This window comes from Streptomyces sp. 4F14 (assembly GCF_048159485.1).
Lineage (GTDB): Bacteria > Actinomycetota > Actinomycetes > Streptomycetales > Streptomycetaceae > Streptomyces.
Map to the genome: position 1 here is coordinate 1 of NZ_JBLRVY010000020.1, position 23084 is coordinate 23084.

17 protein-coding genes are annotated in these 23084 nt (G+C 73.2%); 8 read left to right on the top strand and 9 right to left on the bottom strand.

The window, feature by feature from the left end; all coding sequences use genetic code 11:
* Positions 1 to 128 precede the first annotated feature (128 nt).
* The 3 genes from ACLZOT_RS30145 to ACLZOT_RS30155 all read right to left on the bottom strand — a co-directional run bounded on the left by ACLZOT_RS30145 (position 129) and on the right by ACLZOT_RS30155 (position 4927).
* Positions 129 to 1325 carry a VWA domain-containing protein gene (locus ACLZOT_RS30145; RefSeq protein WP_416972283.1) on the bottom strand — a complete coding sequence of 399 codons (1197 nt, stop codon included), beginning with the start codon at positions 1323 to 1325 and terminating at the stop codon, positions 129 to 131.
* Between the two features lie 181 nt (positions 1326 to 1506).
* Positions 1507 to 3750 carry a DUF5682 family protein gene (locus ACLZOT_RS30150; protein ID WP_416972284.1) on the bottom strand — a complete coding sequence of 748 codons (2244 nt, stop codon included), beginning with the start codon at positions 3748 to 3750 and terminating at the stop codon, positions 1507 to 1509.
* Positions 3751 to 3802: 52 nt separating this feature from the next.
* On the bottom strand, positions 3803 to 4927 hold the full coding sequence (locus ACLZOT_RS30155; RefSeq protein ID WP_416972285.1) for an ATP-binding protein: 1125 nt from the start codon (positions 4925 to 4927) through the stop codon (positions 3803 to 3805).
* A gap of 131 nt (positions 4928 to 5058) precedes the next feature.
* Between ACLZOT_RS30155 and ACLZOT_RS30160 the strand changes: the two genes are divergently transcribed.
* On the top strand, positions 5059 to 6372 hold the full coding sequence (locus ACLZOT_RS30160) for an SWIM zinc finger family protein (RefSeq protein WP_416972286.1): 1314 nt from the start codon (positions 5059 to 5061) through the stop codon (positions 6370 to 6372).
* A 66-nt stretch (positions 6373 to 6438) separates the two neighbouring features.
* Positions 6439 to 8175, top strand: a complete 1737-nt coding sequence (locus ACLZOT_RS30165) for a DUF5691 domain-containing protein (RefSeq protein ID WP_416972287.1) — start codon at positions 6439 to 6441, stop codon at positions 8173 to 8175.
* A 622-nt stretch (positions 8176 to 8797) separates the two neighbouring features.
* On the opposite strand, the gene ACLZOT_RS30170 is transcribed toward ACLZOT_RS30165, so the two are convergent.
* A complete protein-coding gene (locus ACLZOT_RS30170; protein ID WP_416972288.1) occupies positions 8798 to 9220 on the bottom strand; it encodes a cobalamin B12-binding domain-containing protein in 423 nt (140 codons plus the stop codon).
* 636 nt (positions 9221 to 9856) lie between these two features.
* On the opposite strand from ACLZOT_RS30170, the gene ACLZOT_RS30175 reads away from it, so the two are divergent.
* Together ACLZOT_RS30175 and ACLZOT_RS30180 are read left to right on the top strand one after the other, a co-directional pair.
* Complete coding sequence (locus ACLZOT_RS30175) at positions 9857 to 10822, top strand: esterase/lipase family protein (RefSeq protein ID WP_416972289.1); 966 nt, start codon at positions 9857 to 9859, stop codon at positions 10820 to 10822.
* 211 nt (positions 10823 to 11033) lie between these two features.
* Complete coding sequence (locus tag ACLZOT_RS30180; protein WP_416972290.1) at positions 11034 to 12491, top strand: M23 family metallopeptidase; 1458 nt, start codon at positions 11034 to 11036, stop codon at positions 12489 to 12491.
* A 111-nt stretch (positions 12492 to 12602) separates the two neighbouring features.
* Here ACLZOT_RS30180 and pcrA read toward each other — a convergent pair whose 3' ends face one another.
* A complete protein-coding gene (gene pcrA / locus ACLZOT_RS30185) occupies positions 12603 to 15089 on the bottom strand; it encodes a DNA helicase PcrA (RefSeq protein WP_416972291.1) in 2487 nt (828 codons plus the stop codon).
* A gap of 481 nt (positions 15090 to 15570) precedes the next feature.
* Between pcrA and ACLZOT_RS30190 the strand changes: the two genes are divergently transcribed.
* The gene (locus ACLZOT_RS30190; protein ID WP_416972292.1) at positions 15571 to 16659 is read left to right on the top strand and encodes a C40 family peptidase; all 1089 of its coding nucleotides are present in this window, start codon (positions 15571 to 15573) and stop codon (positions 16657 to 16659) included.
* 40 nt (positions 16660 to 16699) lie between these two features.
* Here the strand turns inward: ACLZOT_RS30190 and ACLZOT_RS30195 are convergent, their stop codons facing one another.
* Entirely contained in the window at positions 16700 to 17053 is a 354-nt protein-coding gene (locus ACLZOT_RS30195; RefSeq protein ID WP_416972293.1) for a hypothetical protein, read from the bottom strand.
* 425 nt (positions 17054 to 17478) lie between these two features.
* Between ACLZOT_RS30195 and ACLZOT_RS30200 the strand changes: the two genes are divergently transcribed.
* Complete coding sequence (locus ACLZOT_RS30200; protein WP_416972294.1) at positions 17479 to 18525, top strand: NlpC/P60 family protein; 1047 nt, start codon at positions 17479 to 17481, stop codon at positions 18523 to 18525.
* Positions 18526 to 18538: 13 nt separating this feature from the next.
* On the opposite strand, the gene ACLZOT_RS30205 is transcribed toward ACLZOT_RS30200, so the two are convergent.
* Positions 18539 to 19225 (bottom strand): LuxR C-terminal-related transcriptional regulator, encoded by a 687-nt coding sequence (locus tag ACLZOT_RS30205; RefSeq protein ID WP_029183585.1) that lies wholly within the window; start codon positions 19223 to 19225, stop codon positions 18539 to 18541.
* The gene (locus ACLZOT_RS30210; protein WP_416972437.1) at positions 19222 to 20511 is read right to left on the bottom strand and encodes a PspC domain-containing protein; all 1290 of its coding nucleotides are present in this window, start codon (positions 20509 to 20511) and stop codon (positions 19222 to 19224) included. Before ACLZOT_RS30210 ends, ACLZOT_RS30205 begins: the two co-directional genes overlap by 4 nt.
* Positions 20512 to 20743: 232 nt before the next feature.
* Between ACLZOT_RS30210 and ACLZOT_RS30215 the strand changes: the two genes are divergently transcribed.
* Complete coding sequence (locus tag ACLZOT_RS30215; RefSeq protein WP_416972295.1) at positions 20744 to 22255, top strand: PspC domain-containing protein; 1512 nt, start codon at positions 20744 to 20746, stop codon at positions 22253 to 22255.
* The gene (locus ACLZOT_RS30220; protein WP_416972296.1) at positions 22242 to 22475 is read left to right on the top strand and encodes a hypothetical protein; all 234 of its coding nucleotides are present in this window, start codon (positions 22242 to 22244) and stop codon (positions 22473 to 22475) included. Before ACLZOT_RS30215 ends, ACLZOT_RS30220 begins: the two co-directional genes overlap by 14 nt.
* Here the strand turns inward: ACLZOT_RS30220 and ACLZOT_RS30225 are convergent.
* A complete protein-coding gene (locus tag ACLZOT_RS30225) occupies positions 22472 to 22996 on the bottom strand; it encodes a DoxX family membrane protein (protein ID WP_416972297.1) in 525 nt (174 codons plus the stop codon). The two genes, ACLZOT_RS30220 and ACLZOT_RS30225, sit on opposite strands and share 4 nt — an antisense overlap.
* Between the last annotated feature and the right edge of the window lie 88 nt (positions 22997 to 23084).

The following is a 23084-nucleotide window of genomic DNA, read 5'->3' on the forward strand; positions in this document are numbered from 1 at the left end:
CCCCAAAAAACGCGGGGGACACACCGGCGGGTTGATACGTGTAAATTGTGGCCCCCGGCGGGTTTGTTGCGGCCCCCGCGGGCCGGGGGGGGGGGGGGGGGGGCCCCCCCCCCCCGCTCCCCCGGTACTCAGACCGCCTCCGGTACCGGCAGCGGCCGCCTCTCCAGCGCCGCGGCCATCACCTCGGGGAACAGCTCCGGGGTGCAGGCGAAGGCGGGTACTCCCAGGGCCGCCAGTTCGGCGGCGTGCTCCCGGTCGTAGGCCGGAGCCCCTTCGTCGGAGAGGGAGAGGAGGGCGACGAACTCCACGCCGGCCGCCTTCATCGCGGCGACCCGCTTGAGCATCTCGCCCCGGATCCCTCCCTCGTAGAGATCACTGATCAGTACGACGACGGTGTCGGCGGGCCGCTCGATGCGCGCCTGGCAGTACGCGAGCGCGCGGTTGATGTCGGTCCCGCCGCCCAGCCGCGTCCCGAACAGGACGTCGACCGGGTCGTCGAGCTGGTCGGTCAGATCAACGACCGACGTGTCGAACACGACGAGTCGCGTGCTGATCGTCCTCAAAGACGCCAGCACCGACCCGAACACCGCCGCGTACACCAGCGACGACGCCATCGAACCCGATTGATCCACGCATAGCATTACCCCCTTGTCGAGTGACTGTGCCGCCCGCCCGTATCCGACGAGCCGCTCCGGTACGACCGTCCCGTGGTCCGGGAGGTAGTGCCGGAGGTTGGCGGCGATGGTGCGGTTCCAGTCGATGTCGCGCGGGCGTGGCCGCCCCGTCCGCGCGCTGCGGTCGAGCGCTCCCCGAAGGGCGGTCCTGGTCCGCCCGGCGAGCCGCTTCTCCAGATCCCGGACGACCTTGCGGACGACGGCCCGTGCCGTCTGTCTGGTGGTCTCCGGGAGTGCCCGGTCGAGCGAGAGCAGGGTGCCGACGAGGTGCACGTCGGCTTCGACGGCCTCCAGCATCTCCGGCTCCAGCAGCAGGGACGCGAGCCCTAGGCGCTCGACGGCGTCCCGCTGCATGACCTGGACGACCGGCGAGGGAAAGTACGTCCGTACGTCCCCCAGCCAGCGGGCCACCGACGGCGCGGACGCCCCGAGCCCCGCTCCCCTCCCCTGCCGCTCCCCCTCCTTTCCGTACAGGGCTCCCAGCGCCGCGTCCATCCCCGCGTCCCGCCCCTGCGGTTCCCATCCGGTCCCCTCCGCTTCCGCTCCCCCGAGCACCAGCCGCCATCGCCGCAGCCGCTCCCGCGCCGCGTCGTCCTGTGCGAGTCCGTTCGTGTCCGTCACCGTCTTCACCTCCCCCTCGACCGTCGCCACCAGGTCTCCCCGGCGGCTTCCCGCTTGTCTGATGATTCGTCAATTCGTTTTATGAGTCGGGTAGTTGCCTGGATTTCCGGCCCCTCACTCATCGATCGCCCCAGCCTCCCCCATCGGTTCACTCATCCGCTCACCAATTTCTCAATCCCTGAAAATCTCGGCCAACCACGGCCAACCCCCGCTAACCTGCCCCCTCACGTGTCCCGAGCAGGAGCCGCACCACGGGTACGACCGCCTCGGCCCGGACGGCGTCGAGTTCCTCGGCGAACCCGGTGACCCTCGTCCCCGCCCCGGCCGCGCTCCCGCGCCGCACGACCTCGCCCAGCGCCCGCCGCACTCCGGCGTCGAAGGCCGCGAACGTCCGCCGCAGCAGCGGCAGTACGTCCACGAACGCCTCCTCGGACACGCCGGTGAGCCAGGTGTCGACGATCGCGAGGAGCCGTTCGTCGTGGACGAGCAGCAGTCCGCCGCCCGCTCCCCCGCCGACGAACCCCTCGACCCAGTCGGCGGCCTGCCTCGGCGCGGTCCCCGGGGACAGGGCGAGCCCCATCCAGCGGGCGGCCTCCTCGGGGCCGGCGTCCCCGCCGTCCAGCAGGAGGCGTGCCGCGCGCCCGCGGATCACGGCGGCGACCGAGTCCCGCTCGGCGAGCGTGCGCAGGACGCCTCTCCAGCGTGCGCCCAGGTCTCCTCCGGTGCCCTCCTTTCCGGTGCCCTCCTTTCCGGTGCCTTCCACGAGCAGCGCCACGGCCCCGTGGACGGCGTCGACGTGGTCCCGGAGCTCGCCGGCCGCGTCGGTGTCGAGGCCGGTACAGGCGGCGGGCAGGCCGACGCAGATCCGCAGGGCGAGCCCGGCGGCGACCTCGGCGAGGGCGCCGGTGTCGGTGCCCCGGACGTCGCCGTAGCGCAGGGCGCGCACGAGCGCGGGGAGCGCCTGGGCGAGGTGGCCGACGTCGGTGTCGAGGGCCGCGCGGTCGGCGAGCGCCCGCATGACCGCCGGGAGGGCGTCGGACAGGCCCGCCAGGAGGCAGTGCTCGGCGAGGGCGGTGACCTCGGCGAGGGTTCGCGCGGCCGCGGCGTCGGCCCGGGCCTTCGCGGTCGCGGCTGCCTGGACCGTCGTCCCCCAGCCGCCCGCCTCGGCGATCCTTACGGCCAGTTCGGGTTCCCAGCGCAGCCGCCAGGTCTCCCGGAACGTGCCGGTGGCGCCGCGTGTCTCCAGCGGTGTGCCCCAGTCGACGCCGAGCAGGCGCAGCCGGTGCAGCAGGCGGCTGCGCGCGGCGTCGGTGTCGCCCCTCAGGTCGAGGTCGGTCTCCCGCTCGGCGGCCTCGGGGCGCAGCCGCAGCCGGCGCTGCTCGCGCTCCAGATCGCGGCGCAGCGGCACGGCGGGCGCCTCGTCGGGGACCTCCCCCATGACGTCCCCGACGACGAGCCGGTCCCACACGAGCGCCAGCGGTACGTCCGACCCCTCGCACAGCACCGCGCGCACCGCGTCGGTCGCCTCGCCGAGCCCCGCGAGCGGCCGTCCCCGCAGCGCGGCGAGCGTGTCGGCGAGCCGTACGGCCTCGATGACGTGCGCCGGGGAGACGATCCGGTCCTCGTCCCTGAGCAGGCGCGCGACCTTCGTCATCCACCGCTCGACCGGCCGGTCCGGCGCGCTGAACAGGTGCCCGTACCAGCCCGGCGACTCGATGCCCGCGCCGTACCCGCCCGCCCGCGCGAGCCTGCGATACGTCCACGGCACCCAGGTCAGCTCGGCCCTGGCCTTCGGCAGCCCCTTGAGGAGCGCCCGGTCGGCGGCGAGGGTCGTACGACGCCGCAGCGCTGGCACGTGCCACGCCCCGCACACGACGGCCACACCGTCCTCGCCGAACTCCTTGACCGCCGCGCGCGCGTGGAGCCGCATATGGGCTTCCCGTACGGCGTCCCGCGGGTCCTCCTGGTCGTCGTGCGCCGCGCGGACCGCGCCCATGGCCTCCTCGACGGCGGCGAACGGGTCGCCCGTCCCCCGGTGTTCGACGACGTCCTCCCACCAGCGCTCCGGGTCGTCGTACCCGGCGGCCCCGGCGAGGGCGCGCAGGGGGTCGACGCGTACGGCGGTGGGGGCGGTCTCCGGGGGTGACGCGAGGGTGTGGGCGGCCGGCAGGTCGATGAAGCGGGCCTCCGCGCCGTGTGCGAGCGCCCAGGTCAGGGCCGCCCACTCCGGGGAGAACTCGGCGAAGGGCCAGAACGCGGACCTGCCGGGCTCGTCCACGACGTGGGCCAGGAGGGCGACCGGCGCGCGCATGCGCGGGTGGGCGACGAGCGGGACCAGCGCGTCCGCGTCGGCGGGGCCCTCGATCAGCACGACCCGGGGCCGCGCCTCCGCCAGCGCCCTGGTCACGGCGCGGGCCGAACCCGGTCCGTGGTGCCGTACCCCCAGCAGCTTCATCGTCCTCACCTCCTTTCCGGCCGCTTGTCGTCGTTGCCGTCGTTGTCGTCGGTCACGCGCTCGCCTCCCGGCAGGCGCGGTAGAAGTCCGTCCAGCCCTCGCGCTCGCGGACGACCGCTTCCAGGTACTCCTGCCAGACGCCCCGGTCGGACGCCGGGTCGCGGACGACCGCGCCGAGGATCCCGGCGGCGACGTCGGCCGGGCGCAGGACGCCGTCGCCGAAGTGGGCGGCGAGCGCGAGGCCGCCCGTGACGACGGAGATGACCTCCGCCGTGGAGAGCGTGCCGCTGGGCGACTTGACCTTGGTGCGGCCGTCGGCGGTGATCCCGTCGCGCAGTTCCCGGAAGACCGTCACGACGCGCCGGATCTCGGTGATGCCGTCCGGCAGGGGCGGGAGGTCCAGGGAGCGGCCGATCTGCTCGACGCGCCGGGCGACGATCTCGACCTCCGCCTCCGCGCTCGCGGGCAGCGGCAGCACGACCGTGTTGAAGCGGCGGCGCAGCGCGCTGGACAGCTCGTTGACCCCCCGGTCGCGGTCGTTGGCCGTCGCGATGACGTTGAACCCGCGCACGGCCTGCACCTCCTGCCCCAGCTCGGGCACGGGGAGGGTCTTCTCCGACAGGATCGTGATCAGCGAGTCCTGCACGTCGGCCGGGATGCGCGTCAACTCCTCGACGCGGGCCGTCATCCCCTCCGCCATCGCCCGCAGCACCGGGCTCGGGACGAGGGCGGCGCGGCTCGGCCCCTGCGACAGGAGCTGCGCGTAGTTCCAGCCGTAGCGGATCGCCTCCTCCGGCGTCCCCGCAGTGCCCTGCACGAGGAGCGTCGAGTCGCCGCTGACCGCCGCCGCGAGGTGCTCCGACACCCACGTCTTGGCGGTGCCGGGCACGCCCAGCAGGAGGAGGGCGCGGTCCGTGGCGAGCGTGGAGACGGCGACCTCCACGATCCGGCGCGGGCCCACGTACTTCGGCGAGATCACCGAGCCGTCGGGCAGCTCGCCGCCCAGCAGGTACGTCGCCACCGCCCACGGTGACAGCTTCCAGTTCGGAGGGCGCGGACGGTCGTCCTGCGCGGCCAGCGCGGCGAGTTCGGACGCGAAGGCGATCTCGGCGTGCGGTCGCAGGACGGCGTGGTTCTGGGTCGGTTCGGCGGACGTCGGTCCAGCGGTGACAGACATGGCTGAGGCCCCCTCCAGCTCGGCCGGTTCGGATCTGGTTCCACCATGCACCACCCCACTGACAATCACTCTGACCTGCGAAAACGCTCCGCCGAGGGCAATTGTCAGTGGGGGGTTCTACCGTCGGTGTCATGACTCAGCAGGGGGTGCGCCGGACCGCGGACCAGGTGCTGGCACTGGCGCCTGACGACGCGTCGCGAAAAGCGGGAAACGAACTGGCCGACGCCGGGCGGTGGTCGGGTGCCGGCTGCTCCGGGGCGGGAGTGGTGTGGGGGGTGTACGAGGCGGGCGGGGCGTCGTACCGGGCGTTCGCCGACCTCTCGGGGACCGAGCGGGTGGCCGTGTGCGGGTGCGCGAGCCGGAAGTCGCCGTGCAAGCACGTGCTGGGGCTGCTGCTGCTCTGGGCGGCGGAGGATCCGGCTGTGCGGGAGGGGGTGGCGCCGGACTGGGTCCGGGCTCCGTCGCCGGGGAAGGTCGACGGCCCGGCCGACCCCGAGGGGGCGCGGCGGCGGGCCGAGCGGCGGGCGGCGCGGATCACCGCGGGCGTCGTGGAGTTGGAGCAGCGGCTCGCCGATCTGGTCCGGTCGGGGCTCGCGGGGGTCGAGCGGGAGGGGTACGGGCTGTGGGAGGAGACGGCGGCCCGGATGGTCGACGCGCAGGCGCCGGGGCTCGCCGCGCGCGTGCGCGAGGTGGGCGCGATACCGTCCTCCGGCCCCGGCTGGCCGTCCCGGCTGCTGGAGGAGTGCGCCCTGCTGCACCTCCTGACCCGGGCCTGGCTCCACCGGGCCGGCCTGCCCGAGGAGTTGGCGGCGGCGGTCCGCACCCACGTCGGCCTGCCCGCGACCCCGGCGGGCCCGCCGGTCCGTGACGACTGGCTCGTCCTCGCCCAGTACGACACGTCCGACGGCAGACTGACGACCCGCCGCATCTGGCTGCACGGCGCGGCCACCGGCCGAACGGCCCTGGTCCTCTCCTACGGTCCCGCGGGCCGCGCCCCCGAACTCGCCCTGCCCGTCGGCCTCTCCCTGCACCTGGAGGTCACGCCCTACCCGGCGGGCCCCCGGGTCGCCCTGGGCGACCTGACCAGCGCGCCGACGCCCACATCTCTTCGCCCGCCCGGCATCACCCCGGCCGAGGCCACCGCCCGGTACGGCACCGCCCTCCAGGACGATCCCTGGCTGGACTCCGTGCCGGTGACCCTGGACGGGGTCGTCCCGGTCCCGGTGGGCGACACCTGGCAACTCTCCGACGCGGAAGGGAAGACCGCGCTTCCCCTCACCCCGGCCGCCCTGTCCCGCTCCGGCCTCTGGCGTCTCGTCGCCCTCTCGGGCGGCGCCCCCGTCAAGGTCTTCGGCGAGTGCGGACACCGGGGTTTCACGCCGCTCACGGCATGGTCACCCGTTCGGGGTGAACCGATCGGGCTGTTCGGTCCGATCTCCTCGTGAAGGCACCGAAACGGCACGAATACGACACGGATGCAGCAGGGATACGGCAGGGAAGGACGGCGCGACATGAACGGCACCTCAGCATCCGACCTCTGGGACGAGTTGGTCACGGCAGCACTGCTGGGCACGAACAGGCGCCCGGCCACGGGGAGGCCGGGCGGGGATACGGCGCCGGGTTCGCCGCGAAGGGGTACGGCGCCGGGTTCGCCGCAAGGAGATACGCCGCCAGGTTCACCACAAGGGCGAGCACCAGCCCCGCCCGACGGACACGGCCCGAGCCAGGACGCCGGTCCGAGCCAGGACGCCCCCACCGCGCTCCTGGACACAGCGGCCACGGAGACCCTCCGCCGCAGGGCCGGTCTCCTCCCCGGCCCCGCCGCGCCGCCCCTCCCGGCGTCCCCGGAAGACCTCCGCCGCCCCCTCCCGGCTCCGGCGGCCCGGCGACTGGCGCTCCTGCTCGCCGACCGCGCCGCGCAGGCAGGCGGCCGGAGAGGTGCCGCCCCGGACCTCATGGAGCTGCTCCCGCAGTGGCTGGCGACGGCCAACGCACACCGGTACGCGCCACCCCCGCAGCTCCTCCCCGCGCTGCTGGACGCGGCCCGGGCCCGGACCGATCTGCGGCCCGCGGCGCTGGAGTTCGCGGGGCCGAGGGCGCTGTGGCTGGCGCGGCTCAACCCGGACTGGCGGTTCGCGCTGCGGGCGACGGCCGGGGACGGGGTGGCGCTGCCGGGGCCGGAGGAGGCCGAGCGGATCCGGCGGCTGTGGGAGGAGGGGCTGTTCGCGGAGCGGGTCACCCTGCTCGCCGCGCTCCGCGCACGGGACGCCGACGGGGCACGTGAACTGCTCGCGGCGACCTGGCCGACCGAACGCGCCGAGGACCGTCTGATGTTCCTGGACTCCCTGCGGGCGGGGCTCGGGCCCCGCGACGAGCCGTTCCTCGAACAGGCGCTCTCCGACCGCAGCCGCAACGTCCGCTCGACGGCGGCGGAGCTGCTCTCCACGCTGCCGGGTTCCGCGCTCGCCGCGCGGATGGCGGCCCGCGCCGGTACGTGCGTCGCCGTCGACCACATGGCCGAGGTCCCGACGATCGGGGTGGAGGCACCGCACGAGTGCGACGCGGACATGGAGCGCGACGGCGTGATCAGGACGGCTCCGACGGGGCGGGGCGAACGGTCGTGGTGGCTGGGGCAGTTGGTGGAGGCGGCGCCGCTCGGGGCATGGCCGGCGCGGCTGGGGGGCCGTACGCCGGAGGAGATCGTCGCGCTGCCGGTCGCGGACGGGTGGGCCGGTGAGCTGCACGCGGCGTGGTGCCGGGCCGCCGTGCGGCAGGGGGACGCGGAGTGGTCCCGGGCGCTGCTCGGTGCGCCCTCGGCGCCGGGGGCGGGCGGGCCCGGTGCCGTCTCCCTGGCCGAGCGCGCCCGGCTCCTCGGGACCCTGCCGTCGGGTGAACGTGCCGACTGGGTCGCCGGGTTCATCGCCGCGCACGGGCTCTCCGAGGCGTTCCAGCTCCTCGGGATCTGCGCGGTTCCCTGGGCGCCGGGCCTCGGCCGCGCCGTCGTCGACGCCCTCGACATCGCCCGCGACGCCGGCAGCTACCCCTGGAGCTTCAGCGGCGTCATGGGCCTCGCCGAACGCTGCCTCGCCCCCGAGGAGGCCACCCGCCTCGACGCCCTCCTCTCCGTCCCGGAGGAATCCGAGAACACCGCGCCCGGCGCCGGGAGTTACTGGGCAGAGGCGTTCCAACGACTCGCGGCGACGCTGAGGCTGCGCGGCGAGATGCGGCGGGAGCTGGAGGGTGAGTGAGGTGGAGGGCGTGAGGCGGGGGGCGTGTTGCGCGGGGGACGGCTGCTGCGGGCGGGAGGCGCTGGGACCGGAGATGAGGGTGTGTTGCTCAGGCGACGGCCGCTGCGGGCGGGAGGCTGTGAGGCCGGAGGTGGGGGCGGGTTGCGCGGATGACGGCTGCTGCGGGAGGCAAGACGTGAAGCCAGGGGTGAGAGCACGTCACGCGGAATACGGCCCCAGCCGCCGAGGCACCGTCCGGCTGAGGATGGGCAGGCGCTGCGCGGGAACCGGTTACTGGCGCCGTCGGGTTGGGGGTGGAGGCCCCTCGTGGGGTAACCCCCGCTTCCGACGGGGCGGCGCGTCTCAGAGGGCTGGCGTGAGCGCGGCCCTCCTGGCGGAGCGACGACACGGAGGCCCCGTGACGCCGGCGGACGCGGGGACGCGTCGGCCCACACCGGCAAGCCGGAAGCTGTCCCGCGTCAGGGATGCCGTCGTACGTGCCTCCCGAAGGGTGCTCGTCAGGAAGCACCCGCCCCCGAGGGACACCCTCGTCTCCAGCGGCACCCGGCGCCCGCAAGGGAGTCGGCCCACCGGCGACCCCCTGCCCCCGCCCCTCCGGCCACCGCTCCCGCCCGCGGCCCCCTCACCCCCCGGAGACCGCCGACTGCCGTACGTTCCCCCGCACCCACTCCACGATCGACTGAGTCGTCGCCCCCGGCGTGAAGATCTCCGCGACGCCCTGTTCCTTGAGGGCCGGGATGTCGGCCTCCGGGATGATGCCGCCGCCGAAGACGAGGATGTCGTCGGCGGAGTGCTCGCGCAGGAGGGCGATGACCGCGGGGAAGAGCGTGTTGTGCGCGCCGGAGAGGATGGAGAGGCCGATCGCGTCGGCGTCCTCCTGGATCGCCGTGTCGACGATCTGCTCGGGAGTCTGGTGGAGGCCGGTGTAGATGACCTCCATGCCCGCGTCGCGCAGCGCCCGCGCGATGACCTTGGCCCCGCGATCGTGGCCGTCGAGCCCCGGCTTGGCCACCACGACACGGATCCGCCCGGCTGCCACACCCATCACTGCCTCCCTGAAGGGACTGCCCCGTCGGTACCCCTGCGGCACGGACGACCCAGCCCCACAGTGGCACGAGAAGTGAACGAACGTTTCCTACAGCTTCCCGCAACCTGCCGTTTCGCGGCGGAGGGCGAGGGGCACATCACACAGTGGGAAACGTTCGCCGCGCACCGCTCCCCTCGCAGCACGGGGGAACAAGCGCAACGGGAGCCGCAACGAGGTCGCTGTACCGCCGCGCCGAGGCCGCGCGCCGCGGCGGTACGGCGAGTCGGCGCAGGCGACTGGGGGCACCTCCCGGGCCACCGGCCCTGGGGGAGCGCACGAGCAGAGCAGGTACGGCACGACAGCGGGGAAGCCTCGTCGCCACACCGGCAAGGAGCCTCGCCGCGTCACGGGCAGCAGTTCGGGCACCACTACTCACACACCGTTCACACACCACGGACGGCCAGGGCGACGGCACCACGGACGCCGAGCACCACAGGCGACCGGGACCGCGCACCCGGCACCGAGGACCGCGCCGCCCGGCCACCCCTCCGCACCGCCCCCACCGCCTCACCGACCCCCTCCGCCCGGCCTCCCACGAGGGCACACGGGGGAACAGAGCCGCTCCTCCCGTGCGCCGACAGGAGGAGGCCGGCCATGACACCCACCGCAGAGACCACGACGCCCCAGGACCAGGCGCCCGGGGCCCGCCTCCCGGCGCACACCGACCCCCTGCCACCGGCCGAAGCCGCACCCCTCCCCCTCCCGCACCCCCTCAAACGCCTGGTCCCCGCCTGCCTGACCACCCTCTCCACGGCCCTGCTGAAAGCGACGGCCCTGGAGCTCGCGATCCTCGCCGGTCACCTCCTCCTCTACCCCACCGGCATCACCCAGGAGCGCCCGAGCCCCGCCCCCGACACCCCGGACGACCAGGCCCCCCGACTCCCGGCCACCCCCCGCCCCCCGGTGGTCCTCCTGCACGGCTTCATCGACAACCGCTCGGTCTTCGTCCTCCTGCGCCGGGCCCTCGCACAGCACGGCACCCGCCCGCTCACCTCGCTCAACTACTCCCCCCTGACCTGCGACATCCGTACGGCGGCGGAGCTGCTGGCCCGGCACATAGAGGACGTGTGCGAGCGCACGGGCAGCCGTCAGGTGGACGTGGTCGGGCACAGCCTCGGCGGCCTGATCGCCCGTTACTACGTGCAGCGCCTCGGCGGCGACACCCGCGTCCGCACGCTGGTCACGCTCGGCACCCCGCACGGGGGCACGCGCGCGGTCCCGCTGGCGAACGCGCACCCGATCGTGCGCCAGATGCGCCCCGGCTCACCGGTCATGGCGGAGCTGGAGCGCCCCGCGCCGGGCTGCCGGACGCGTTTCGTGAGTTTCTGGAGCGACATGGACCAGGTGATGGACCCGCCGGAGACGGCGTGTGTCGACCACCCGGACCTGCGGGCCGAGAACGTACGGGTCACCGGCATCGGCCACCTCGCCCTCCCGGTGCACCCGGCGGTGGCGGCGGGCATACGCGAGGCACTGGACACGGACCTCCCGAAGGACCTCTCGAAGGACCTCCCGAACCCGGCGTCCGGCACACGCCAAACCGGCCTGACGGTCGCCTGAGACACCCCGAACACCACCCCCGAAACCGCACCCCACCTCGAACACCCTTCGAACACATCCCCAAACCCGCGCCCGCCGTCCCCCGAAACACGGCCGAATGCCCGTTTCCCGCAAGGGCGAAACCTGACGAAGATTGTCGTGCCCGCGTACCGCCGGGTACAGTCACCGCACTGCTCTGGCAGCCCCTGTTGTCGAGGCGAAAGAGAAGTTGGTGAACGATCGTCACCCGTCGGGGACCCTGACCACCCCGGCCCCGGCTTCCGACGCCGACCCGGCGCACTCGGCGTCGTACGGCACCCAGGAGGCCCCGTACGACGACGTCACCTACAGCGGCTACGACACCGGCACCTACGCGACCGGCGGTTACGACACCGGCGCGTGGCAGACCACGGCCGACCAGACGGGCAGTCACCAGAACCTGAACTACGACCCGTACGCGGCCCAGCACCACGCCGCCTACGACACGGGCGCGTACGACACGACGGGCTGGCAGGCCGACTACCAGCAGCTGTCCGCGATCCCCGCGCAGGGCCCGGCGCCCGAGGACGGCACCGGCCAGTGGGACGCGCGTACCTGGCTCCCCCCTGAACAGACGGGCGGGACCGCCGACCAGACCCAGCAGTGGGAATGGGGAACGCAGAGTTTCGACACGGGCGCGTACGACGCGACGGAGTGGAACTCCGCGAGCACGCCGGACGTTCACGACACAAGCGGCGCCGCGTACGACCTCCCCGAGCACGACCTCCCCTTCGACCAGCAGCCGACGACGACGTTCGAGGCGGCACAGTTCACCGAGACCGGCGAGCTGCCCGTCCTCCTGGACGACCAGGAAGAGACGACCCCGCACTACGACGCCGCGCACCCGGACGCCGCTCACCCCGGCGCCCTCCCGCACCCCACCGCCCCCCGCCCCGGCGGCCGCGCGGCGAACCGCGCGGCCCGCCGCAAGCCCCCCGCGAAGCGCTCCGCGCTGCTGACCGTCGCCGTCCCCTCGGCGTGCGTGATGAGCGTCGCCGGTATCGCCGCGGCCTCGGTCGGCACGTTCAGCGACGACGCCAAGGAGACGACGGCGTCCGCGGCGGAGACGAAGTCGGTCAAGCCGTCCGCCGCGAACAACAAGCTGGACACCCAGCTCGCGAGCCTGAGCGCGGAGGCCGACGCGTTCGCCGACCGCGCGAGCCGCACGCAGGAGCGCATCGACCTCAAGGCACAGCAGGAGGCCGAGAAGAAGAAGGCGGCGGCGGAGGCGGCCCGTCTGGAGCGGCTGCGCCCCAAGTACGCGCTGCCGGTGGCCCAGCACGGCCTGAGCGCCTACTACGGCCAGTCCGGCATCAACTGGATGTCCATGCACACCGGCATCGACTTCCCCGTCGCCTACGGCACGACGGTCATGGCCGCGACCGACGGCACGGTCCGCACCCAGTGGAACAGCGCCTACGGCAACATGGTGATCCTGACCGCGAAGGACGGCACGGAGACCTGGTACTGCCACCTCTCCAGCTACCGCGTCGCGTCGGGTACGACGGTCAAGGCGGGCGAGCCGATCGCGTACTCCGGCAACTCCGGCAACTCCACGGGCCCGCACCTGCACTTCGAGGTCCGCCCGAACGGCGGCTCGTCGATCGACCCGCTGTCGTGGCTGCGCAGCCACGGGCTGGACCCGACGTAAGCAGCGCTCGACAAACGAAGCGGGCCCTCACCAGGAAGGTGAGGGCCCGTCCCCGTTCAGAACGTCTCCCCGTTCAGAACCCGTCCCTGTTCAGAACCTCTCCGCCACGCCTCAGAGCTTCTCGACCGGCGCGTACCGCAGCAGCAGCCGCTTCGGCTTCCCCTCACCGAAGTCGATGGTCGCCTCGGCCTTCGCCCCCGCGCCCGCGACCCCCACGACGGTCCCCAGCCCGAACTGGTCGTGCGTCACCCGGTCCCCGACGGCCAGCGCGATAGCGGGCTTCTCCTCGGCCCCCCGCCGCGTGGCGAACCCGGAAGCACCCTGCGCCGATGACCGGGAGGCACGGGACGACGACAGTGACGACGCGACGGACGACATGGGCGGCGCGGCCGGCGCCCCCGTCCGCTTCCAGTCGACGTGCGTCCCCGGAATCTCCTCCAGGAACCGCGAGGGAGGGTTGTACGAGGGCTGTCCCCACGCACTGCGCAGCGTGGACCGCGTCAGATACAGCCGTTCCCGCGCGCGCGTGATCCCGACGTACGCGAGCCGCCGTTCCTCCTCCAGCTCCTTGACCTGGCCGAGGGCGCGCATGTGCGGGAAGACCCCGTCCTCCATGCCGGTGAGGAAGACGACGGGGAACTCCAGCCCCTTGGCGGTGTGCAGGGTCATCAGCGTGATGACGCCCGAACCGTCCTCGCCCTCGTCGGGGATCTGGTCGGAGTCGGCGACGAGCGCGACGCGCTCCAGGAACGCGGCGAGCCCTGCCGGGGTCTCGCTCTCCCCCTCCGACGACGACACGCTCTCCTGCTCGAACTCCAGGGCCACGGAGGCGAGTTCCTGGAGGTTCTCGATGCGGGTCTCGTCCTGGGGGTCGGTGGAGTTCTGCAGCTCGGCGAGGTAGCCGGTGCGTTCGAGTATGGCCTCCAGGACCGTGGCGGGTCCGGCGCCGGACTCGACGACCGTACGGAGGTCGTCCATCAGCTCGTTGAACCGCTTGACGGCGTTCGCGGAGCGCGCGGCCATGCCGTACGCCTCGTCGACGCGCTTGAGCGCCTGCGGGAAGCTGATCTTCTCGCGCTGCGAGAGGGCGTCGATCATCGCCTCGGCGCGCTCGCCGATGCCGCGCTTGGGGACGTTGAGGATCCGGCGCAGGGGGACGGAGTCCTCGGGGTTGGCGAGGACGCGGAGGTAGGCCAGGACGTCCCTGACCTCCTTGCGCTCGTAGAAGCGGACGCCGCCGACGACCTTGTAGGGCAGGCCGACGCGGATGAAGACCTCTTCGAAGACCCGGGACTGGGCGTTGGTGCGGTAGAAGACCGCGACGTCCCCGGCCTTGGCCTCGCCCGCGTCGGTGAGGCGGTCTATCTCCTCGGCGACGAACTGCGCCTCGTCGTGCTCGGTGTCGGCGACGTAGCCCGTGATGCGGGCGCCGTCACCGGCGTTGGTCCACAGGTTCTTGGGCCTGCGGGACTCGTTGCGCTCGATGACCGCGTTGGCGGCGCTCAGGATCGTCTGCGTGGAGCGGTAGTTCTGCTCCAGCAGGATCGTCGTCGCGTCCGGGTAGTCCTCCTCGAACTGGAGGATGTTGCGGATCGTCGCGCCGCGGAAGGCGTAGATGGACTGGTCGGCGTCACCGACGACGCAGAGTTCGGCGGGCGGCACGTCGGCGGCCTCGCCCACGAGCGGCTCGCTGCCCACGAGTTCGCGTACGAGCGCGTACTGCGCGTGGTTCGTGTCCTGGTACTCGTCGACCATCACGTGCCGGAAGCGCCGCCGGTAGTGCTCGGCGACATCCGGGAACGCCCGCAGCAGGTTGACGGTCGTCATGATCAGGTCGTCGAAGTCGAGGGCGTTGGCCTCGCGCAGGCGCGACTGGTAGAGCGCGTACGCCTGGGCAAGGGTCTTCTCGAAACCGTCGCTCGCCTGCGCGGCGAAGTCCTCCTCGTCGATCAGCTCGTTCTTCAGGTTGCTGATCTTCGCGCTGAACGACTTCGGCGGGAACCGCTTCGGGTCGAGGTCGAGATCCCGGCAGACCAGGGCCATCAGCCGCTTGGAGTCGGCGGCGTCGTAGATCGAGAACGACGAGGTGAAGCCGAGCCGCTTGGACTCGCGGCGCAGGATCCGCACGCACGCGCTGTGGAACGTCATGACCCACATCGCGTTCGCGCGCGGGCCGACGAGCTGCTCCACGCGCTCCTTCATCTCGCCGGCGGCCTTGTTGGTGAAGGTGATCGCGAGGATCTGGCCCGGGTGGACGTTCCGCTCGGCCAGCAGGTACGCGATGCGGTGGGTCAGTACGCGGGTCTTGCCGGAACCGGCGCCGGCGACGATGAGCAGGGGCGAGCCGGCGTGGATCACCGCCGCGCGCTGGTTGTCGTTCAGCCCGTCGACGAGCGCCGCCGGGTCCAGCACCGGGCGGGGGGCACCGCCCCGGTAGTGGGCGTCGCGGTCCGGCGGCAGGTCGAACTTCCCGCCGAACAAGTCGTCCGGGATCGACTCCGGGCTCTGCTCGTCCTCGGGCGGCGGAGGGGGTTCCTCGGCGTGCCCGCGCGGGGCCTGGAGGTCCGCCAGGAAGCTGTCGTCAAAGAGGCTGCTCATCGCTCTCCGAGTCTAGAGGGCGCCACTGACAGCCGGGCCCGGTCCCCCGGAATCCCCACGCTCACCTTCCGGATCGCCCCTATCACAACCCGTGATGACCTGCGTGGACTTCGACACAGGTCACAAAAACGTATCGGGCAAATCGCCCGCCAACCTTCACAGAAGCCACACGAGTTGGCTACCGTGCCGGTCAAGGCCGCCTGTCCCCCACCGGCGAACGTCGCCGGGCCGCGCGGCCTCCGCCGAGTCCGGCCCGCCCCCGTGCGCGAGGCAGCCGGAGCCGGGGACCCACCGAGACCTGGGGTGAATCGGCCGACCTCCGCCGGGGAAGGCCGTAGGGCAGCCTTCCGCAGCAGCAACCCCCGCCCGAACCCTCCCCCAGTGCCGAAAGCCTGGGGGGACCCCCACCGCTGACCCGGTAGGCAGTAGCAGGAAGGAGTCGCCTCCTTTGGCGTCACAACGCAGGCTCCCCTGGACGGGCATGCGCGCGTCAGGCATCAGCGGCCCCGCCCTCGCCACGGCCGCCGCCGCGTCCATGGCGATGTTCTCCCAGCCCGCCGAGGCCACCCCGAACCCCGCCGACAACGGCAGACCTACCCTGGAGGACGTCGAGGCCAAACTCGACGCCTTCTACAGCAGCCAGTCGGGATCGAAGAAGGACGCGGCCGCCAAGGAGAAGGAGACCAAGCGGGCCAAGACCTTCCTCGACACGGCGGCCCGCTACCGCGCGCAGGAGCAGCCCCTGCTTCCGCCGCCGCCCGCACTGCCGCCACTCCCGGCGTTCCCGCCGTCGGTCTCCCCCGGCCAGGACCACACCTACGACTTCACGGCCGAGCCGGAGAGTTTCCCGGCCGCGCCGGAGGGGCACGAGGCCGCGCCGAGAAGCGCCGACCGCATCCCGGACTGGTACGACGAACTCCCGCAGAGCCACCCGTCGTTCCCGGAGCTCCCCCTGCCGGCGGCCCTCCTGACGGACCCCGAGATGACCGGCACCGAAAGAGCCGGCGTCGAAATGGGCGGCGCTGAAATGGGCCGAGCCGAGACAGCCGTCTCCGGAATCGCCGCTCCCGAATCCGACGCCTCGGAGATCGACCTCCAGGACGCCAAATCCGTCGTCCAGGGAAAGCTGAGCAAGGCCCAAGCCCTCCTCTCCTTCCACACGGCGGGCCAGCAGAAAGCCACCCCCCGCCCGGCGGATTCCACCCCGGTCTCCGCGGAGGCGGAACGAGCGCTGGCCTTCGCCCGTGAACAGCTCGGCAAACCGGTCGTCCTCGGCGCCGCGGGCCCCGGCTCCTTCGACGGCCCCGGCCTCACCCAGACCGCCTGGAAATCCGCCGGAGTGGCCCTGCCCCGCACCGCGTTCGGCCAGGTCACCGCGGGCAAACCGATCCGCCTGCCGGACGCCCGCCCCGGCGACCTGATCTTCTTCCACGACGCGATCACCCACGTCGGCATCTACATCGGCGAGGGCCGGATGATCCACGCCCCGCGCCCCGGCGCGTACATCTGCGAGGAATCCATCCACTTCGCGGGAACGTCGGAGATCCACAGCGTGGTGCGCCCGGCCTGAACACGTGTAAACAGCCGGGCGGGACGGAGCGAACGGAAACTCAGGTCCAGAGCACCGCGATGAAGATATTGACGACGGTCAGCAGACCGACGAGCCCGAAAAGGGGCTTCTCGACCTTCTCGTCGTCCCTCTTCACATAGGTCAGTCCGAGAATGACGACCAGCAGCGCCAGTTTCACACCGATCTTGACATTGTCGACCTGCTGGTCGTCGGCCTGGTTCAGCCCGACCAGGATCACCCCGGTGACCAGCATCGTCCCGGCCCCGTGCAGCATCCCGGGGACGAAGCGGGCGGTGCCCTGCCCCATCGCCTTCAGCTGCGTGAGGAACCCGCCGAGCAGCGCGGCGATCCCGATGATGTGCAGGCCGACGAAGAAATGGATGAGTACGTCCATGAGCCCGGAGCCTAACCAGCCGCCCCCGGCCCCGTAGCAGCCGCCCCCGCCCCGCCGGGCCGCTTCCCCGCACTCGGTCAACCCCGCGCCACGCCCCGCCCCCGAAGGCAGGATCAGTACGCACATACGGTCACCCGACAACTCTCTGGAGCAACTTCCGCACAACGCGTTACCTAAACGTCACAGCACGGCCTAACGTCCTGGCTCAGGGCCTGTCTGACAACTCCCGTCGTCCGCCCGGAGGGCGGGCCGGGCGTCGCCCGGCAGGCGGGAGTTGTCAGACAGGCCCTGGGTGCCCGGCTCCCCACCGCCGCCCGGGCCAGGGGCGGCAGTCGGACACCACCGCCGAGAAGGTCCGGCGGCGTCGCGCTCCCCCTGTGCGGGGCGTCGCCGGACGTGCGGCTCCCCCCGTACGAGAGGACGCAGTGGCAGCGCACCGCAAACCCCGTCAGCGCGCGAACGTCGCGCACACCGCCCGTACCGCGGCGACCCTCGCCCTCGCGGGCGCGGCGACCGCGACGGCCTTCGACGGGACCGGCCAGGCCGCGCCGGCGCCGACGGCGGCCCAGGTGAAGGCGAAGGTGGACCGGCTGTACCGGGAGGCCGAGGTGGCCACCGAGCAGTACAACGGCGCCCGGGAGAAGGCGGACACGGCACAGCGCCGCCTCAACTCCCTGCGGGACGAGGCCGCACGCCAGGAGGCCGACCTCAACTCCGAGCGCGACAAGCTGGGTTCGCTCGCCGCCGCCCAGTACCGCGCCGGCGGCCTCGACCCCGCCGTACGCCTCGCCCTCTCCGGCGACCCGGACCGCTACCTCGACGGCGCCGCCTTCGCGGAACGCGCGGGGGACCGTCAGTCCGCGGCGGTCTCCCGGGTACGGCGCCGGCTCGCCGAGGTCGAACGGCTGCGCGGCGCGGCGCGCGTCGAGCTGGCGTCGCTCGCGGCCCGCCGGGCCGAACTCCGTGGCCACAAGGAGACGGTGACGGAGAAGCTGGGCTCGGCGCGGCGGCTGCTCGCCCAACTCTCCGAGCGGGAAAGGCAACAGGTCACGGGAACCACACCGGCCCGCGCCTCCCGAAGCACCCGCGCCGCTCTACCGGCAGCCCCGGCGCAGGCCCCCAACTCCCGTGCGGGCGCCGCCATCTCGTACGCCTACGCCAAGCTCGGCAGCCCCTACGTCTGGGGCGCCACAGGACCCGACGCCTTCGACTGCTCCGGCCTGATCCAGGCGGCGTACCGCTCGGCGGGCCTCTCGCTCCCCCGCACGACGTACGCCCAGATCGGCGCGGGGCAGCGCGTCTCCCGGTCCCAACTCCTCCCGGGCGACCTGGTGTTCTTCTACTCCGGCATCAGTCACGTGGGTCTGTACATCGGCGACGGGCAGATGATCCACGCCCCGAACCCGTCAAGTCCCGTACGGATCGCCCCGATCGACGAGATGCCGTTCGCGGGGGCGACACGGGTGGTGTGAAGTCCCGTACACATCACACCAGTCGGCGAGCCGTCGCCCACCGGGTCAGCTCGTGCCGGTTGGAGAGCTGCAACTTCCGCAGCACCGCCGAGACATGGGACTCGACCGTCTTCACGGAGATGAACAGCTGCTTGGCGATCTCCTTGTACGCGTACCCTCGCGCGATCAACCGCAGTACCTCGCGCTCGCGTTGGGTGAGCCGGTCGAGGTCCTCGTCGACGGGCGGCGCGTCGGTGGAGGCGAACGCGTCGAGGACGAACCCGGCGAGGCGGGGCGAGAAGACGGCGTCGCCCTCCTGGACACGGAAGACGGAGGCGACCAGATCCGTGCCGTTGATGTTCTTCGTGACGTACCCGCGCGCACCGCCCCGGATCACGCCGATGACGTCCTCGGCGGCGTCGGACACGGACAGCGCGAGGAACCGCACCGGACGCTCCGGGTCGGACGCCAGGTCGGCGCAGCGGCGCAGGACCTCGACGCCGCCGCCCCCGGGGAGGTGGACGTCCAGGAGGACGACCTCGGGCCGGGTCGCCGTGATGACGGTGACGGCCTGGTCGACGTCCGCGGCCTCCCCGACGACCTCGACGCCGGTCTCGTCGGTGCGGCCGATCTCGGCCTGGACGCCCGTACGGAACATCCGGTGGTCGTCGACGAGGACCACCCGTACCCGGCGCTCGGGACCCGTCTCTTCGCTCGTCACGTCTTCTCCGCCCTCTCCATCTCCAGCTCGACTTCGGTGCCCCCGTCGGGTACGGCCCGCAGCCGGGCCGTGCCGCCGTTGCGCTCCATGCGCCCGATGATCGACTCCCGCACGCCCATGCGGTCGGCGGGGATCGTGTCGGGGTCGAAGCCCGGGCCCCGGTCGCGGACGGACACGAAGACGGTCCGCCCCTCGACCTCGGCGTAGACCTGGACGGCCCCGCCCTCGCCACCGTACTTGGCGGCGTTGACCATCGCCTCACGCGCGGCCTGCATCTGTGCGGACGTCCGCTCGTCGAGGTCGCAGTCGCCGACCACGACGACCTCGATGGGGACGCCGTGCTTGTCCTCGACCTCGGCGGCGCTGCGGCGGACCGCGTCGGCGACCGTGGTCGGTTCGTCGGCCTCGTCCTTGCCGGTGCCCTCGGGTTTGTACAGCCAGGTGCGCAGGTCGCGTTCCTGCGCGCGGGCGAGGCGGCGGACCTCGGCGGGGTTCTCGGCGTGCCGCTGGATCAGGGTGAGGGTGTGCAGGACGGAGTCGTGGACGTGCGCGGCGACCTCGGCACGCTCCTGTGCTCGGATGCGCATCAGCCGTTCCTCGGAGAGGTCCTGCGTCATCCGGACGAGGTAGGGCCCCGCGAGGAGGGTGATGCCGACGAGGACGGCCAGCGCGGCCTGGAGGACCGAGCCGAGGTGCGCGGCCGAGCCCTGGAGGACGAAGACGCCGGAGACGCCCGCGGCGACGAGGAGGACGCCGCCCAGGGTGCGCACCAGCGTCAGGGTGCGCCGGCGCCGGCCGACCTCGACCCAGCGGGCCCGGCGGGCGTTGTCCGCCTGCCGCCAGACCAGGGCGACCCCCGCGCCGACCAGCACCAGCGGCAGGAAGTAGACGCGGGCGCCGCTGCCGACGTCGACACTGCCGACGAACACCATGGTCACGACGACCATGAGGAGCAGCGCGAGGATCTGGCCCCGGTCGGGCTTGCGGGCGACGAGTCTGCGGCGGCCGTCCGGCGCGGTCTCCGTCGTCACGATCGACGGCGGGCGCTGGCCGCCGACGCCGCCGACGCCGAGGGGTACGAAGAACCAGAACGCGGCGTACAGGAGCGCGCCGAGGCCGTCCGCCATGAACAGGCCCACGAACATGAGCCGCAGCCAGACCACGGGCAGCCCGAGGTGTCCGGCGAGCCCTCGCGCGACTCCGCCGAGCCAGCGGCCGTCACCGCTGCGGTAGAGCTTGCGCAGGGGCCGCGGTTCGACGAGGGGTGCGGTCGCGACGTCCGGCATACCGACGATGGTCACACGGAAGCCCTGCCCCTGACATCAGGGTTCGCCCCCGAGACTCCCCTGATCCCGCAGCCCGCCCGCCCCGAGCCTCGACCGATCCCGCCGCCCCGCACACCCCGGCCCCGCCGCCCGGCCCGCCCCGCGCCCCCGGCCCCGCCTCAGGGCCGATATCAGGGTCCGACCAGGGTCGCCCCGACTCCCCGGCCACCCCCCGAACCGCCACCATGGGGACATGGCAGATCACGATCCCCTCGCGCCCCCCGCGCCGGACGAGCCGAACGGCCCGTCGGGAACCCCTGGCGCGCACGCGGACACGGACGCGGGGCGGCAGGGGGATACGACGGCACCGGGACCGGGAGGGCCGGGAGGAGCCGCCGGTCCGGCCGAAGCAGCGGCGCCCGCCGGCGCCGTAGGGCCCTCGGCCGCCACCGCGACCGCGGACAAGCCCGAACCCCCCGCCCCCCTCGCCTTCCGCCGCGACCGTGACCACAAGCTGATCGCCGGTGTCTGCGCGGGCCTCGGCCGGCAGTGCGACATGGACCCGGTGATCTTCCGCGTCACCCTCGCCGTGCTCTCCGCGACGGGCGGCATCGGCCTGATCTTCTACGGCTTCGCGTGGCTCTTCGTCCCGTACGCGGACGACGGCGAGAACGAGGTACGCCGGCTGCTGACCGGCCGCGTCGACGGGCAGGCGCTCGCCGCCGTGCTGTTCGCGCTGGTCGGCTGCGGCATCTTCCTGTCCATGCTGCGCAACGGCGGCGTCCTCACCTTCGCCACCGTCCTGTCGCTGCTCCTCGCGGGCGCGGGCTACTGGTCGCGCCACCGCGACACCTCCGACCCGGCCCCCCTGACCGCGCAGGCCGCCGCCGACGCCCCGCCGGAGCCGCAGGCCCCGCCGATCACGGCGACGCTGCCGTCCTGGTGGCGCGACCCGATCGTGAAGGACGGCACGCACTCCGGGGGCACGGGCTACCTGTGGGGGCCCAGCGAGCCCGCCGACGCCATCCCGGCGCCCGGCTTCTCCTGGCACGGCCTCCACTCCCTGCACCGCACCCTGCACCACCGCCCGCGCCCGGCCGGCCACGACCACCGCGGCCGGCACGGCCCGCACGGCCCCCGCTGGATCGGCGGCCGGCTCTTCCTCCTCGCGCTGGTGGCCGCCTTCGTGACGACCAGCGCCACCTGGGACGACCACCCCCTGGGCACGAGCCTCCAGGCGGGTCTGGCGGCCGCGCTGATCGTGCTGGGCCTCGGGATCGCCGTGAGTTCGTTCCTGGGCCGTACGGGCGCTGGCTCCTTCTTCCTGGCCCTGGTCACGGCGGCGCTGCTGGCCGCGACGACGGCCGTACCGAAGAACATCACCACGCAGTGGCTGGACACGACCTGGAGTCCGGCCACCGCGGCCCAGCTCCGCGGCTCCTACGATCTGGGCACGGGCAAGGGCACCCTCGATCTGACGGCCCTGGCCCTCCCGAAGGGCGCGACGGCCGGTACGGAGGTCAGTGTGGGGGTGGGCAAGCTGCGGGTGGTCGTCCCCGCCGGGGTGACCGTGCGGCTCAGCGCCGAGGTGGGGCTCGGCGACATCCAGCTGCCGGGCGACGACGAGAAGGACGTGGACGTGGAACCGGGCCGCCACCAGGAGGTCACCCTCGCACCGCCCGCCGGGACGACCCCGGCCGGCACCCTGGACCTCGACGTCCATGTGGGCCTCGGCCAGCTGGAGGTGGCCCGTGCCGCGTCATGAGTTCCGCCCCGGCCGCCTGCTGGCGGGCCTCGTCTTCGCCCTCGCGGGCGCGGTCTACGCGGGCGACGCGGGCGGCCTGTGGGAGACGCCGTGGTTCGCGATGTTCCCGATCGTCATGTTCGGCCTGGCCCTGGCGGGCGCGGCGGGCGCGACGGCCCGTACGGTCCGCAAGCGCCGGGCGTCGCGCCGGCCCGGCGCTCCCGCGGAACCGGCTCCTTAGAGGGTGTTGCGGCGCCGTTCCTTGAGCAGCGCGTCCACCGACAGCACCGACGCCCCGGCCAGCACGAGCGGCAGCCAGGCCATCATGTACGGCAGGTCGTTGCCGTAGTAGTACGGGTCCGAGGCCCAGCTCACCGTCAGCCACAGGCTGAGCGAGATGAGCAGCCCGCCGAGGGCCGCGATCCGGGTCAGCAGGCCGAGCAACGCGCCGAGCCCGACGGCGAGTTCACCGAGGGCGATGGCGTACCCGAACCCGACGGGGCTCTTCAGCGCCAGGTCGACCAGCGCGGGGATCGCCGAGGAGTCGCGCACGGCGCGCATGGTGTCGCCGAGGGACCCGGCGCCGGAGTCCTTCATGAACGCGCTGTCGGTGAGCTTGTCGATCCCGGCGTAGACGAAGGTCACGCCGAGGAAGATCCGCAGCGGTACGAGCGCGTACCGCGTCGCCAGGTCACGCCAGCCCTGCCCGCCGCCCCCACCGACCGAGGAAGGGTAGGTATCCGTCCGCATCCCGTGTGCCATAGCAGTCCGCCGCCTCTCGTCCACCACACCGTGAACCCCTCACCAGACGATACGGACGCGGGGTGCCCGTGGCTCACCGTGCGCCGCG

Bases quoted from the DNA above. Each gene is read 5' to 3' on its own strand.
- ACLZOT_RS30150 (WP_416972284.1), bottom strand. From the start codon at position 3,750: ATGAAGCTGCTGGGGGTACGGCACCACGGACCGGGTTCGGCCCGCGCC.
- ACLZOT_RS30170 (WP_416972288.1), bottom strand. From the start codon at position 9,220: ATGGGTGTGGCAGCCGGGCGGATCCGTGTCGTGGTGGCCAAGCCGGGG.
- ACLZOT_RS30160 (WP_416972286.1), top strand. From the start codon at position 5,059: ATGACTCAGCAGGGGGTGCGCCGGACCGCGGACCAGGTGCTGGCACTG.
- ACLZOT_RS30175 (WP_416972289.1), top strand. From the start codon at position 9,857: ATGACACCCACCGCAGAGACCACGACGCCCCAGGACCAGGCGCCCGGG.
- ACLZOT_RS30155 (WP_416972285.1), bottom strand. From the start codon at position 4,927: ATGTCTGTCACCGCTGGACCGACGTCCGCCGAACCGACCCAGAACCAC.
- ACLZOT_RS30210 (WP_416972437.1), bottom strand. From the start codon at position 20,511: ATGCCGGACGTCGCGACCGCACCCCTCGTCGAACCGCGGCCCCTGCGC.
- ACLZOT_RS30190 (WP_416972292.1), top strand. From the start codon at position 15,571: ATGCGCGCGTCAGGCATCAGCGGCCCCGCCCTCGCCACGGCCGCCGCC.
- ACLZOT_RS30165 (WP_416972287.1), top strand. From the start codon at position 6,439: ATGAACGGCACCTCAGCATCCGACCTCTGGGACGAGTTGGTCACGGCA.
- pcrA (WP_416972291.1), bottom strand. From the start codon at position 15,089: ATGAGCAGCCTCTTTGACGACAGCTTCCTGGCGGACCTCCAGGCCCCG.
- ACLZOT_RS30225 (WP_416972297.1), bottom strand. From the start codon at position 22,996: ATGGCACACGGGATGCGGACGGATACCTACCCTTCCTCGGTCGGTGGG.
- ACLZOT_RS30215 (WP_416972295.1), top strand. From the start codon at position 20,744: ATGGCAGATCACGATCCCCTCGCGCCCCCCGCGCCGGACGAGCCGAAC.
- ACLZOT_RS30195 (WP_416972293.1), bottom strand. From the start codon at position 17,053: ATGGACGTACTCATCCATTTCTTCGTCGGCCTGCACATCATCGGGATC.